Consider the following 13,477-nt stretch of genomic DNA (forward strand, 5'->3'; position numbering starts at 1 on the left):
GTCACTCCGACGCCTTCAACCGCCGGACCAGGACCGAGTCCGGTCCGTGGTCGACGAAGTCGGCGAGCAGGACATCGATCGCCTCGCGGACGATCCGGCCCCGATCGGCCGTCAGGCCGTGCTCCGCACGGAGCGCGAGTCTGGTCTGTTCCAAGCCGAGCAGCTCCTCTTCCGTCACGTACACGGTGATCTTCGTGTCGTGGCGGATCCGACCACTCGACTTCCGGTCGTCGACGACCGTCGTCCGGGACCGTACCGAGGACGGTCCGTCGGTGGTGCGCTTCTCGGGTTGGGTCTGCTTGGGTGCCGCACCCCCGAAGAGTTCGCTGGCACCTGGCAGGCTCACCCGGCGGGACAACGCGCGAGCACCTCCTTGGCGAGATCGCGGTACTGCGTGGCCGCGCTCGAGGACGGGGCGTACGTCGTGATCGGCTCGCCGACGACCGTGGTCTCGGGGAACTTGACGGTACGCCGGATGACGGTGTGGAAGACGCGTTCGTCGAAAGCCTGGACCACTCGGTCGAGGACCTCCCGGGCGTGCGTCGTACGCCCGTCGAACATGGTGCCGAGGATCCCGACGATCTCCAGCTTCGGGTTCAGCCGGTCCTGCACCTTGCCGATCGTGTCGGTCAGCATGGCCAGGCCGCGGAGCGCGAAGAACTCGCACTCCAGCGGTACGACGATGCCGTGCGAAGCGGTCAGCGCGTTCACGGTGAGCAGACCGAGCGACGGGGCGCAGTCGATCAGGATCACGTCGTAGTTCGGGATGATCGGGTCGAGGACGCGCTGCAGCGTGTACTCGCGGGCGACCTCCTGGACCAGCTGGACCTCGGCCGCGGACAGGTCGATGTTGGCCGGCAGCAGGTCGAGGTTCTCCACCCGGGTCGGCTGGATCACCTCGTCCGGGGTGATGTCGCGCTGCATCAGCAGGTTGTAGACCGACAGCTCGAGGTCGTGCGGCTGGACGCCGAGGCCGATGGACGCGGACCCCTGCGGGTCGAAGTCGATCAGCAGCACCTTGCGACCGGTCTCGGCGATCGCCGCACCGAGGTTGATCGTGGTGGTGGTCTTGCCGACGCCGCCCTTCTGGTTGCACATCGCGATCACCTGCGCCGGGCCGGTCTTGGTCGGGGGCTGCGGCTCCGGCAGGTCCGGCATCGGCCGGCCGGTCGGCCCCAGGGTGTGACGCGGGCCGTTCGGGTCGTTCACGGGTGCAAGGTCCTCCGCGGTGAGCTTGGCCGTCGGCTTCGGCATCTCCGCATAGTTGTCGGGCAGCGCCCGGGCCGGCGGCGTGGCCGGACGGATCGGGCTGCTGGGCTGGCTGGGTTCGCCACTGGGTTCGGTACTGGGTTCGGTAGTGCGCTCAACGCTGAATTCACCACGGGTTTCACCATGGTGCTCGACGCTGGGCGTGCTGATCTGCTGGACCGGCTCCGGGACCGAAAGATGCTCCGGTAGGTGGCCCATCTCGTGTTCGGTGCCCGGGAATGTCGACTCGTTCATGACTCGTCAAACCTTTCAACCGATACGGGCGATCCCAGCGACTGTAAGCGTGCATTCAAGCACTCTCAACCAGCCACTCCGCACCGGGGTGGGGCTGTTTGTCGACAAAGCTCCGAACCCGGCCGATCACCCGGCCCGGATGACCAACCGTGACCAGATGATCGCACACCGTCCTGGACCCCAAGCGCCGGGGGTCCAGGTCTTCACGGGCTGGGCTGCCCCTAGCGACCGGGGAGCTGCGGACCGCGTCGCTGCCCTGGACGCGTAGTCCCTGAACGCGTCGCCCGGCCACCCGCCGCCGAGTCTTCAGCAACCTCCGAGGCCTGACCATCCGCCGGCGTCTTACCGGGTCCGGGCTGTTTGCCGGCTCCCGACGTCCGGCCGGCGGGCGGTACGAAGGCGGCGTTCACCGCCGCATCCAGAGCAGGGTCACGCCGCGCAGGCGCAGGCCCGGGTACCGTGGCGCCGAACCGCTCCGCGGATGCCACGCCCGCTTCGGCGATGGCGGCGCCGGCCTCCTCGGGAGTCAGGTCCGGCGTCCAGTCGGAGTCGCCGTAGTGCCGTTTGAACTCGTCCTCCATCGCGTACACGGACCGCCAGCCGGCCAGGTGCCGGTCAGCCTCGTTCACCGACTGCAGTGCCTCCTCCGGCACCAGCAACTGACGCGCCGTCGACCACTGGTCCGCACCACGTTGCGCGGCACGGTCGCCCGCCTCGCACAGCCGATCCAGCACCTCGTCGGTGGACTTCCCGGACCGTGCGCTGATCGCCTGCACGAGGCCGTCCGCGATGCCGCCCGGGTTGCCGTACCGCAGCTGATCGAGGTCCTCTGGCTCCAGCGGATGCCCGACCGCGGCGGCGATCTCGGGCAGCCGATGCCGTACCCAGGCCCGCGCGACCCCGTCCCGCAGCGTCTCGTTCCCGCTGCGCATGCTCGTCCGCGGCTCGTAGTTCGTGTCACCGGCTGCCCGCAACAGGTCCGTGCCCGCGTAGCGGACGAACGCCTGGGTGTCGTTCCCGGCGTCGGCCAGCCACTCGCCGATCCGTTCCGCCGTCGGCGTCTGTCCCTCCGGCAGGCCGTGGATAAGCCCTCGCGCCACGGTGATCCTGGCCGCACGCTGTGCCTCCAGCGCACGCGGCGCCTCCACAGCCACCCCGACCGGATCGGCCACGTCGACCGCCAGCGCGAACACCCGGTCCGCGTCCGCGCGGGCCTGCTGGAGTCGCTGTACCTCGGTACCGACGCCGGGCGACACCGTCCGGAGCTCCGGCCCGACAGACTCGACGAACCGGTCCCTGGCGCTCAGGTACTCCGGATGCTCGTCCCCCACATGGCGGCGAACGTCCTCCAGCATCGCGTCGGCCATCCGGCCCGCGAGCGCGTCACCGGCGTACCGGACGGTTGCTCTGAGCGTCCGTAGGTCCTGGCCGGTGTACTCGGCCAGGCGGTTGGCGAGGACCTCAACGAAGTGCGGTGGCAGGTTCGTCACCGCATGAAGTATGGCGTCGCCGTGGGGTCAGAGTGCCCGCGGATGCGATGTGGCGTAGACCTCTCGGAGCTTGTCCACTGTGACGAGCGTGTAGACCTGCGTCGTCGTCACGGATGCATGCCCCAACAGTTCCTGTACGACGCGTACATCGGCGCCACCGTCGAGCAGATGGGTCGCGTACGAGTGACGCAAGGTGTGCGGCGAGATCTCCTTCGTGATCCCGGCCCGCTGCGCCGCCCGCCTCAGCACAGTCCAGGCACTCTGCCGCGACAGCCGGCCCCCACGAGCGTTCAGGAAGAGCGCGGGGGTCCCGCGACCGCGAGCCACCAGATCGGGCCGTCCGCGGACCTGATAGGCGGACAGCGCACGGCGGGCGTACGACCCGACGGGTACTACCCGCTCCTTGCTGCCCTTCCCGCGCAGTAGCACCTCACCGGCGTCCAGGTCGATGTCGTCGACGTCCAGCCCGACCGCTTCGGAGATCCGCGCACCGGTCCCGTACAGGAACTCCAGGAGCGCGGCGTCCCGCGTAGCCAGCACCGCAGGCTCGGCCTCCGCCCCAGCGGCCGCGGAGAGGATCGACTGCACTTCGTCGATCGCCAGCGCCTTCGGGAGCCGCTGCGGCGGCACAGGTGGCTTCACGGCCGCCGCAGGGTCCGTTGCGGTCAGCCCCTCCCGCACACAGAACTTGTGGAACCCGCGGACGGCGACAACGGTCCGGCCGGCGCTGGACGCGGTCAGCGGCGGATGGTCGGCGTCGCCCTCACGCAAACGCATGAGGAAGTCGCTGACCACGGCCTCCGTGATCCGGCCGAGGTCGTCGATCCCGGTGGCCGCGAGATAGCCGCCGTACCGGCGCAGGTCGCGCCGGTACGACGACAGGGTGTTGGCGGCCAGGCCGCGCTCCACCGTCAGGTGGTCAAGATAAGCACCGACCGCCCTGGTGATGCTCAGACCAGCACCTCGTCCAGCTTCAGCTGCGGCAGGTCGTGAGCCTCGGCGACCGGACCGTAGGTGACGTGACCGTCGAACGTGTTCAGGCCGAGCGCGAGGCTGTGGTCCTGCTTCAGCGCCTCCCGCCAGCCCAGGTTCGCCAGCTCGATCGCGTACGGCAGCGTCACGTTGGTGAGCGCGTACGTCGAGGTGTTCGGCACCGCGCCGGGCATGTTCGCGACGCAGTAGAACAGCGAGTCGTGCACCTTGTACACCGGGTCGGCATGCGTGGTCGGACGCGAGTCCTCGAAGCAGCCGCCCTGGTCGATCGCGATGTCGACGAGCACGCTGCCCGGCTTCATCCGGCTGACCATGTCGTTGGTGACCAGCTTCGGCGCCTTCGCCCCGACCACCAGCACCGCGCCGATGACCAGGTCGGCCTCGAGCACCGCGCGCTCGATCTCGTACGCGTTCGACGCGATCGTCAGGAGGTGGCCCTGGTAGATCTGGTCGGCCTGCCGGAGCCGGGCGATGTTGCGGTCGAACAGCTGCACCTGCGCCTGCATGCCGAGCGCGATCGCCGCCGCGTTCATCCCGGAGACACCGGCGCCGAGGATGACCACGCGCGCCGGGTGTACGCCGGACACGCCGCCGAGCAGCACGCCACGTCCGCCGCCCTGCGCCATCAGGTGGTACGCACCGGACTGCGGTGCCAGCCGGCCGGCCACCTCGCTCATCGGCGCCAGCAGCGGCAGCGTCCCGTCCGGGAGCTGAACCGTTTCGTAGGCGATGCCGGTGATGCCCGACGTCAGCAGCGCGTCGGTGCACTCCTGGCTGGCGGCCAGGTGCAGGTAGGTGAACAGGACCTGGTCCTTGCGCATCCGGTGGTACTCCTCGGCCACCGGCTCCTTCACCTTCAGCACCAGCTCCGCGTCCGCCCAGACGTCGTCCGCGGCCGGCACGATCCGTGCTCCGGCGGCGACGAACTCCGCGTCCGGGATCAGCGAGCCGTCGCCGGCCCCCTGCTCGATCAGAACCTCGTGTCCGCTGCGCACGAACTCGTGCACCCCGGACGGGGTGATCGCCACCCGATACTCGTGGTTCTTGACTTCCTTCGGTACTCCGACCTTCACAACGTGCCCTTCTTTCACGATCCAGGTGTGCGGCCCACGTCGTTGTGTCCGCGCGGCCCGGCGTCGAGGGGTAGTTGCCAGGTCCTGCCGAGTGTAAGCCCGCCGGGTTCATACCACTCGACTGGATGGTCTCATCGTGACGCGACCTACCGGAGAAGGTGAAGGAAGTGATACCTACCGGCAGCGACTTCGGCGACACTTTCCGTAGTGGCACGGCTGCGCACCTCTGACGCGGCAACGATCATTGACGGGTATTCGTAGCCGTCAGGAATGCTTGGAATGCGCGCCCGACCGCCCCGGGTTGCACTGTGCGAGGGTCGACGAGAGGAGCACGCGGTGGCGATGGAACTGGGACGCTACGGGGTCTGGCACGGAGGCCAGCACTACGGCCCGGAGCTCGCGGCGGGTCTGGAGCAGGCGGGGTACGGCGCCCTGTGGCTGGGCGGCTCGCCGGACGCCGGCCTGCGCGACGCCGAGGTGTTGCTGGCCGCAACGACTTCGATTGCCGTCGGCACCAGCATCGTCAACATGTGGAAGTCGCCGGCGGCCGACGTCGCGGCGTCGTACCACCGGCTGGAGGACGAGCACCCGGGACGGTTCCTGCTCGGCGTCGGGATCGGTCACCGCGAGGCGACCGGCGAGTACCAGTCGCCGTACCAGAAGATCGTCGGCTACCTGGACGAGCTCGACGACGCCAAGGTGCCCACCGACCGGCGGGCGCTGGCCGCGCTCGGCCCGAAGGTGCTGCAGCTGTCCGGAGCCCGGACGGCCGGCGCCCTGCCGTACCTGACCACACCGGAACACACCCGCGAGGCACGCCGGATCCTCGGCGGCGGAGTACTGCTCGCGCCGGAGCAGATGGTGGTTCTGGAGACCGATCCGGAGATCGCCCGCGCGACGGCCCGCGACCGGCTCGCGCCGTACCTGCAGCTGAGCAACTACACGACGAACTTCCGGCGGCTCGGGTTCACCGACGACGACCTGGCCGACGGCGGCAGCGACCGGCTGGTCGACGCGATGGTGCTGCACGGCTCCGCGGTCGAGGTCGCGGCCGGTCTGAAGGCCCATCTGGACGCCGGTGCCGACCACGTCGCGATCCAGCAACTGGGGCACGAGGGGATCGATCTGCTGCCCGGGTACGAGGCGCTGGCGACCGTGCTGACATAGGTCTTGATTCCGGCCCGGAACGGGGGAACATCGGCAGTAGACGCACCACATCGGCGCGGTGCACGTTGGAGGTGTTCCCCATGACCGAGCGACACGAGTTGCGATGGGGCGGCTTCGCCGGACTGGCCTTTGTCGTCCTGGCACTGCTGGGCAGGTTCCTGCCCGGTAATCCTCCGACGGTCGGCGATTCGGACAGCTCGATCGCGAGCTGGCTCGCCGACCACCGGACCACGATGCTGTTCAGCGCACTGCTGTGGGCCGCCGCGGCCGGGCTGGTGATCTGGTTCGCCGCCGCGTTCGCCGAGGCGATCCGGGAGCGGGCCGAGCGCAGCGACGTCCACCTGGCGCTGCTGGCGGGCGCGGTGCTGGTCGGCGGCGCGATCTTCCTGAACGCCGTCCTGATCGCCGGCAGCGCGTTCGGCATCACCGGCCGGGACCAGGCGATCACCCGGCTGATGTATGACCTGAGCGCTGTCACCACCACGATGATCGGCTTCGCGGCCGCGCTGCCGCTGGCCGCCGCCGGCCTCGGCGTACTGCGGACGCACCTGATGCCGAACTGGCTCGGGTACCTCGCCCTGGTGGCGGCCGCGGTGTCGTTCGCCGGCGCGTTCGGGGTGTTCGCCACCAGCGGCACGTTCGTTGCCGGCGGCATCCTGATGACCACGGTCCCGCTGCTGCTGTCGGCGGTCTGGATCGTCTGCGCGGGCGGGTACATGGTCCGCGAGCACCTGCCGGAACTCGGTACCGGGGAGGCCGCCGTACCGCTGACGTAGGCCGTACTGCTGACGGAGGAGGGACGGCCCGGCCGGAGCGAGGCGGCCTAGCGCAGGGTGAAGTCGGCGAAGTCGAAGCCGGGCGACACCACGCACGACACCAGCACCGCCTCGTCCCCGGCCGGACGGGCCGATTGCCACGCCCCCGCCGGAATCACCACCTGCGGCTGCTGACCCGCGCGCACGTCCGGTCCGAGCGTGACCGTCTCCGCGTCGTACTCCAGCGTCAACGGACCGCCCGAGTGCCACAACCAGATCTCGGCCGACCGCACCTGGTGCGATCGCGACTCCTCCCCCGGTGACAACAGGAAGTAGATCGCGGTCGCGCTGGCCCGCGTCCCGTCGTACCCCTCGGGCTCGAACTCCACGCCCGAGCGCCACGTCTCCCGATACCACCCACCCTCCGGGTGCGGCTCCATCCCCAACAAGGTTGCCAACTCCGGCTTCTCCATGCCCCGATTGTCGGGCAGAGTGCCGTCCATGCTGCCTTCCATGCTGCCTTCCGAGTACCACCGACGCCTCCCGTACGGCGACCGCATGTCAGCGGACCCGTTGCTCGGCGGGCCGTTCTTCCCGTTCGAGGGCGACCTGCAGGTGGTGCCCCTGGACGAGCCGGTGCTGCCCGAACCCCCGCGCGGCGGGGCCGGCGGCGAGGACTGCTGGTCGTGCAAGGAACCGGATCGGGATGTGATCTGGCGGGACGAGCACTGGAAGCTGAAAGCGCGCAAACCGAGCGGTCTGCCGTTCGTCGCGATTCTCGAGCCGCGGGAGCACTACCGGCTCGACACGTTGCCGCCGGAGCTGACCGGGACGCTCGGTTCGGTGATCCAGCGGGTGGCGAAGGCGGTTCAGGATCTCGACAGCGTCGGACGGACGCACTTCAACCGCTGGGGTGACGGCAGCGAGCACTTCCACCTGTGGTTCCTCGCGCGACCGCTTGGGATGATGCAGCTGCGCGGCGCGATGATCGCCGTCTGGGACGACCTGCTCCCGAGCATCCCCGCCGACGAGTTCGCGGCGAACGCCCGTCAGGTCGCTGCCGCCCTCGCGGAGACGGGCGGCAGCGCTACCTGAACAGGGTCAGCCCGCTGCGACGGTGAACAGCCGGAGGTCGCGGTTCGTGGGCAGCGTGATGCTCACCGGCGTCTGGGCGAGCGTCACCGGTGCGGTGGCGAAGATGTGAGTGGTGACGTTGTCCTTGCCGCCGCCGGACTCGTTTCGGTACGGCGTCGTTGCGACGATCACGTTGCCGTAGTGGAGCGTGTCGCCGCCACCGCCCAGCGTCCAGTCGCTGAACGACAGATCGATCTGCGATGTGGACCCGTCGGCGTACGTGAGCGTCGCGGTCGTCTGCTGGTTGCCGTTCACCGCACTGCCGATGAAGGACAGCTTCGTACTACCCGCCGGCAGGTTCAGGTTGAGCAGCTGCCCGTCTGCAGGCACGTTGTCGGGCTCACCGTTCGGTACGTCGGGCCACGTGAAGCTGAGGCCTTGCACAGTGCCGGCGCCACCAGGTGTCAGGCCCGCCGCGGCCAGGGCCTGGCGTGAGTAGCTGACGCCTCCACCGTCGTAGTCCGCCTCGGTGTGATCTCCGTTGTCGTCCGAGATGCCCACGCCTTCGCGCAGTACGAAGAACGAGTTCGGCTGACCGACAACGACGGTGAAACCGACCTGTGGCAGCACAGTCCCGTCAGCGGCCTTCATCGTCACCGTGACGGGGTAGCGACCATCCGGCGTACCAGCGGCCGCAGTGATCGTCACCGCGGCGCTACCGGTCTTGTCGACGTGGAACGCGCCAGTAGTAGGGGTCGCCGTAAGTCCGGCAGGTGTCTTGAGTGTGTAGGTGACGTCCTGCGCGGTCCCACTCAACCTGTGCGCCTGCAGCGCGACCGGTGCGCTGGTCGTGCCTGGTGCGACGACCAGGCGGCTGGTGTCCGTCGACGTCTGGAACGGGATCTCACCGGTCCGCCACGACGGCGGTGCGTCGGCAGCGTCGGCTCCCCACGCCTTGTTGGGCGTCCCCGCGAGTGTGAAGTCCAGAGTGCCGCCACGCTGCACGAACGACTCCGGCAACCATGCCTTCGCCGCCGGCTTCCCGTTGACCTTCAAGGACTGGACGTAGGTAGCGTCCGCGCCCGGAGCGTTGATCCGGATGGTCTTCCCACTGTCCCGATGGATGACCGCCCGCGGGAACAGTGGCGCCGCCACCTGGAGCTCCGCGCGACTGGGCACATCCGGGTAGAGCCCCAGCGCGGTCCACACGCACCAGGACGACATGGCGCCCAGGTCGTCGTTCCCCGGAATCCCACCGGTGGTGGTGTTCCAGAGCTGGTTCATTGCCTGGCGCAACGTCTCCTGCGTCCGGTACGGCTTGCCCGTGTAGTTGTAGATCCACGGCGTGTTGATCGACGGCTCGTTGTCCATCTCCGCGTGCAGTTCGCCCGCACCGGTCAGGGCCCAGGTCCCGTCCGGGTTCTTGAAGAACGCGTCCAGCCGCTGGTTCGCCGCGTCCACGCCACCCATCGCGTCGACCAGACCGGCCCGGTTGTGCGGCACCATCCAGGTGTACTGCGCACTACTGCCCTCGGCGAACCCGTCGTACGTCGACGGCGTGAACGCCGGCCAGGCGCCGTTGTCGTCACGGTTCTGGACATAGCCGCCGTTGCCCGGGTTGAACACGTTCTGCCAGTACTGCGACCTGGCGAGGAACTTCTGGTACGTCGCCTGGTCACCGGTCCGCTGCGCCAACTGTGCCAAGGCGAAGTCGTCAGTGGCGTCCTCGAGCGTCTCGACCGCACCGCCCCACGCGTTGGACTTGGTCGGGATGTAGTGCAGCGCGAGGTACTTGTCGAGCGACGGCCGCTGCCCGATCGACATGACCGGTTTGCCCGCCGAACTGAGGTCCTTGGCGGTCGGCACGGTCGCCGCCTGCACCAGGGACTTCAGAGCCTGTCGCGCGTCGAAGTTGGTCCCGCCGAAGGCATAGATGCCCGCGACCGCCGGCGCGGAGGGGTCGCCGGTCATCACGGCAGTGCTACCCGAGGCGTGTGTCCACCGGTCCCAGACGCCGTCGTTCTGCGTGGCCTGGTTGAACAACGACTGAGCGATGTCCCCAGCGCGTTCAGGTTCGAGCAAGGTAACTAGTTGCAGTTGCGACCGGTAGACATCCCACCCCGAGAAGGTCGCGTACTGCGCTTGCTGTCCACGGGTCAACGCGTGCGGCTTCTGGTCGAAACCCCAGTACTGCTTGTTGACGTCGCTGAACACGTTCGGGTGCAGAAGGGCGTGGTACAACGCGGTGTAGAACGTGGTGCGCTGGTCCGTCGTACCGCCGGTGATCTCGATGCGGTCGAGCTGCTTTCGCCACGCCTGCTTGGCTTTCGCGGTCGTCATCGCGACCGACGTACCGCGTGGGTTCTCGGCGTGCAGGTTCGCCAACGCGTTGGCTCCGCTGACGTAGGAGATGCCGATCCGCATCGTCACCCTGTCGCTGTCGAACCCGACATACCCGCCGGAGCCCTTGTTCGCCGGCATCCACCCGTCGGTCCCGTACGTCGTCCCGCCACGGGCGCTCGTGCTGCCCGGCGTCACGGTGGTGTCGGTCCAGGTGCCTTGGTTCTTGAAGGGCTGGTCGAACTCCGCGACGAAGTGCAGCGTGTAGTAGCTGCGCTGCGCGACGCCGGCGAGATACCCGCAGAAGTTGCCGCTCGTCACCGAACCGCTGACCGTGCGATGCGCGGGGTCGATGGTGAGGTGCGCGTCGCTGGATCCGACCTCGGAGTTCGACGTCCGGAACATCACCGTCTTGGCCTGGTCGGCCGGGAACGTGAAGGCCGCCGAGCCGGTCCGCGTGGTCGCGCTCAGCTCCGCCGTCACGCCCGAGTCGAGGCCGACCTTGTAGTACCCCGGTTTCGCGACCTCGTTGGCGTGGCTGAACGTGGACGCGTACACCGCGTCCTTCGCGTCGCTCTGCGGCGAGGTCGTCACGTCACCGGCGAGCGGGAAGATCGGGATGTCCCCGGAACCGCCCGCGCATCCGGTCCCACTCATGTGCGTCAGGCTGAACCCACGGATCTTCGGCGCGGAGTACAGATACCCACCGGGCGCCGCCGTACGGTAGGCGTTCCCGCGGCTCGTCTCCGGACTGAACGAGAACATCCCGAACGGCAGCACCGCCCCGGGAAAGGTGTCCCCGGCGTTCGACGTGCCGACCAGCGGATCCACGTGCTCGGTCGGATCAGCCGAGCTCGCGCTGATCCTCCCGGCGCCCACCGCTTCCGGGCCCTTCAACCGCGCAGCCACCGGATCGTCCGGCGGCGCCGTCGTCGGGTGCGCGACAGAACCACCACCCGGACCACCACCCGGCGAAGGACTGGGTACGGCGTGCGCGACCGGCGCCAGCGCCGCGATGACAACCCCGGCAAGCACGAACCGGGCAGGACGGAACACAACAGAACGACGCATGGGCGGACCAACCTTCACGGATGGGTGACATCGTTGTCAGAGGTGTACCCCGTTCCACACCCACCGGTCAAGGGATCAGCCGCCGGACACGAGCACCGGCCGCGCCGACTTTGGTCCTGTCGCGGTCGAGACCAACGACCCTGTCCGGGCGGATCGGCCGCGCCGACGGTGAGAGAAAGTCCAGCCTGCGGAGGTGACGTGATGGCCGGCAGCTATCTGCACTGGGGAGTCGTACAGATCTCGGTCACGAATCTGGTGATCATCGCGGTCATGCTCGTGGTGTTCGCCCTGGCGATCGTCGTTCCGTTCCCCTCCGGAGACGACGACGAGGAACGGGATCGATCATGACGTCGATCGTCAGCCGTACGGCCGCGAAGGACCGCGACCGGCCGGCCAAGGGCAACTGGACGACCCGCCTGCGGACCCGGCTCGGCCGCACTGTGCCGCCGGGGCAACTGCTTCCGGACCGGCAGCCCGTCTACGTGCGCTCATGGATCTACGTCTTCGGCGTGCTCACCTTGGCGGCACTGTTGATCGTGCTCGCCTCGGGAGCCGTCCTGGCGCTCGGCGGCCCGGCCTGGTGGCATTCGTCGTCGACCGGCCACTTCGTGAACTCGCTGCACCTGTGGAGCGTGGAGCTGTTCTTCGCGTTCATGGTGATTCACCTGTGGGGCAAGTTCTTCATGGCGGCCTGGCGGGGCCGGCGGGCCCTCACCTGGATGACCGGCGTGGTGGCGTTCGTGGGATCGATCGGGACGGCCTTCACCGGGTACCTCGTGCAGTCCAACTTCGACTCGCAGTGGATCAGCACCCAGGCGAAGGACGGCCTCAACTCGGTCGGCATCGGTGCGTGGTTCAACGTGCTCGACCCCGGCCAGATGCTGATGTGGCACATCGCCCTGTTGCCCGCCGCCATCGGACTGCTGGTGGTGCTGCACGTGATCCTGGTCCGCCGGCACGGCGTCGTGCCACCGATCGGTGCCGACACAACGCCCACGACCCTGCAGACAAACACGGAGCCTGACACGGAGACCGATGACGTGGAGGCCTCGTCATGACCACAGTCACCGCAACACGCCGGCGCCGTACGCCGGACACCCACGACTTCCCGACCCGCTCCTACGACCTGGTCAAGGAGTTCGTCATCGCGCTGGTCGTCGTCGCGGTGCTGACAACGGTCCTCGCCGCGGTGTTCTCGTCACCCGACGAGAAGTCGATCACGCTGTCCGACTGGGCCCAGAAGGCACCGAACGACGTCGTGGCGACCGCGACCGGTGAGCTCGCCGGTACGACCACGAGCGCGCAGTACGGGCCGCCGTACAACCATGCCTCGACGGGGCAGGTCCTCGGCCCGCTCCAGCTGCAGAACTGGGCCGGTGTGCGGATACCGGTCGACTCGGCGAACGATCTGGTCATCACACCGCTGCGTGGTGTCAGCGGAGACCCGGTCCTGTCCGCGGCGCTGGCCGTGTGGAGCGCGGCGCCTGCGGCGCGGCAGCAGGCCTGGGCGGCGGCGTACGCCGACGCGTTGTCCTCGGCGCCGGACGGCAACCCCGCGGCGGTGAAGCCGTCCATCGGCTTCGGACCGGTCCCGGTGCTGGCCGGCAAGTTCCTGCGGCTGGCCGGCTCCGGCGGGCTCGAGGGCACGTTGGACTCCCGCGGCAACTTCTACAAGGGGGACGCGACCCGCGGGCTGCTGTTGCTGTCGGACGGCGCCTACCTGGAGGACCAGGCGCGCGCCCGGAACCTGGGCGGTGACCAGTGGGGCATGATGAACGAGACCGGCAACTACCCAGGTCAGCCCTGGATGTGGCTGTACACCTTCTGGTACCAGGTGAAGCCGTTCTCGACGTCGGACAACGCCGACGCACAGGTCTGGGCCCTGATGATGGTGCTGACACTCGTCCTCGTCCTGGTCCCGTTCATCCCAGGTGTCCGCTCGATCCCCCGCTGGATCCCGCTGCACCGCCTGATCTGGCGCGACTACTACCGCCGTACCGGTTGATCCGGC

13 protein-coding genes are annotated in these 13,477 nt (G+C 68.8%); 6 read left to right on the forward strand and 7 right to left on the reverse strand.

Features of this window, described 5'->3' with window-relative positions; genetic code table 11:
* Position 1 precedes the first annotated feature (1 nt).
* The 5 genes from ACFYRH_RS22230 to ald all read right to left on the reverse strand — a co-directional run bounded on the left by ACFYRH_RS22230 (position 2) and on the right by ald (position 5,059).
* Positions 2 to 358, reverse strand: a complete 357-nt coding sequence (locus tag ACFYRH_RS22230) for a hypothetical protein (protein WP_387778200.1) — start codon at positions 356 to 358, stop codon at positions 2 to 4.
* The gene (locus ACFYRH_RS22235; RefSeq protein ID WP_387778332.1) at positions 343 to 1,254 is read right to left on the reverse strand and encodes a ParA family protein; all 912 of its coding nucleotides are present in this window, start codon (positions 1,252 to 1,254) and stop codon (positions 343 to 345) included. Before ACFYRH_RS22235 ends, ACFYRH_RS22230 begins: the two co-directional genes overlap by 16 nt.
* 470 nt (positions 1,255 to 1,724) lie before the next feature.
* Positions 1,725 to 2,993, reverse strand: coding sequence for a hypothetical protein (locus ACFYRH_RS22240; protein ID WP_387778203.1), 1,269 nt, complete (start codon positions 2,991 to 2,993; stop codon positions 1,725 to 1,727).
* 27 nt (positions 2,994 to 3,020) lie between these two features.
* On the reverse strand, positions 3,021 to 3,947 hold the full coding sequence (gene xerD / locus ACFYRH_RS22245) for a site-specific tyrosine recombinase XerD (RefSeq protein WP_387778335.1): 927 nt from the start codon (positions 3,945 to 3,947) through the stop codon (positions 3,021 to 3,023).
* Positions 3,944 to 5,059, reverse strand: coding sequence for an alanine dehydrogenase (gene ald / locus ACFYRH_RS22250; protein ID WP_387778206.1), 1,116 nt, complete (start codon positions 5,057 to 5,059; stop codon positions 3,944 to 3,946). The genes xerD and ald overlap by 4 nt, the downstream gene beginning before the upstream one ends.
* Before the next feature lie 342 nt (positions 5,060 to 5,401).
* Here ald and ACFYRH_RS22255 point away from each other — a divergent pair, with 342 nt between their 5' ends.
* A complete protein-coding gene (locus ACFYRH_RS22255) occupies positions 5,402 to 6,226 on the forward strand; it encodes an LLM class F420-dependent oxidoreductase (RefSeq protein ID WP_387778339.1) in 825 nt (274 codons plus the stop codon).
* Between the two features lie 80 nt (positions 6,227 to 6,306).
* On the forward strand, positions 6,307 to 7,002 hold the full coding sequence (locus tag ACFYRH_RS22260; protein WP_387778209.1) for a DUF4386 family protein: 696 nt from the start codon (positions 6,307 to 6,309) through the stop codon (positions 7,000 to 7,002).
* Between the two features lie 47 nt (positions 7,003 to 7,049).
* Here the strand turns inward: ACFYRH_RS22260 and ACFYRH_RS22265 are convergent, their stop codons facing one another.
* Positions 7,050 to 7,484 carry a cupin domain-containing protein gene (locus ACFYRH_RS22265; RefSeq protein ID WP_387778212.1) on the reverse strand — a complete coding sequence of 145 codons (435 nt, stop codon included), beginning with the start codon at positions 7,482 to 7,484 and terminating at the stop codon, positions 7,050 to 7,052.
* Positions 7,485 to 7,494: 10 nt separating this feature from the next.
* On the opposite strand from ACFYRH_RS22265, the gene ACFYRH_RS22270 reads away from it, so the two are divergent.
* Positions 7,495 to 8,076, forward strand: a complete 582-nt coding sequence (locus ACFYRH_RS22270; RefSeq protein WP_387778214.1) for a hypothetical protein — start codon at positions 7,495 to 7,497, stop codon at positions 8,074 to 8,076.
* Positions 8,077 to 8,082: 6 nt separating this feature from the next.
* Here ACFYRH_RS22270 and ACFYRH_RS22275 read toward each other — a convergent pair whose 3' ends face one another.
* Positions 8,083 to 11,466, reverse strand: a complete 3,384-nt coding sequence (locus ACFYRH_RS22275) for a GH92 family glycosyl hydrolase (RefSeq protein ID WP_387778217.1) — start codon at positions 11,464 to 11,466, stop codon at positions 8,083 to 8,085.
* Positions 11,467 to 11,667: 201 nt separating this feature from the next.
* Here ACFYRH_RS22275 and ACFYRH_RS22280 point away from each other — a divergent pair, with 201 nt between their 5' ends.
* From ACFYRH_RS22280 to ACFYRH_RS22290, 3 genes are read left to right on the forward strand one after another with little or no spacing between them, the layout of a single operon-like run.
* A complete protein-coding gene (locus ACFYRH_RS22280; protein WP_387778220.1) occupies positions 11,668 to 11,814 on the forward strand; it encodes a hypothetical protein in 147 nt (48 codons plus the stop codon).
* A complete protein-coding gene (locus tag ACFYRH_RS22285) occupies positions 11,811 to 12,524 on the forward strand; it encodes a cytochrome b N-terminal domain-containing protein (protein WP_387778223.1) in 714 nt (237 codons plus the stop codon). Before ACFYRH_RS22280 ends, ACFYRH_RS22285 begins: the two co-directional genes overlap by 4 nt.
* A complete protein-coding gene (locus ACFYRH_RS22290; RefSeq protein ID WP_387778226.1) occupies positions 12,521 to 13,471 on the forward strand; it encodes a hypothetical protein in 951 nt (316 codons plus the stop codon). The genes ACFYRH_RS22285 and ACFYRH_RS22290 overlap by 4 nt, the downstream gene beginning before the upstream one ends.
* Positions 13,472 to 13,477: the final 6 nt, after the last annotated feature.

The organism is Kribbella sp. NPDC004875, from assembly GCF_042873375.1.
GTDB lineage: Bacteria > Actinomycetota > Actinomycetes > Propionibacteriales > Kribbellaceae > Kribbella.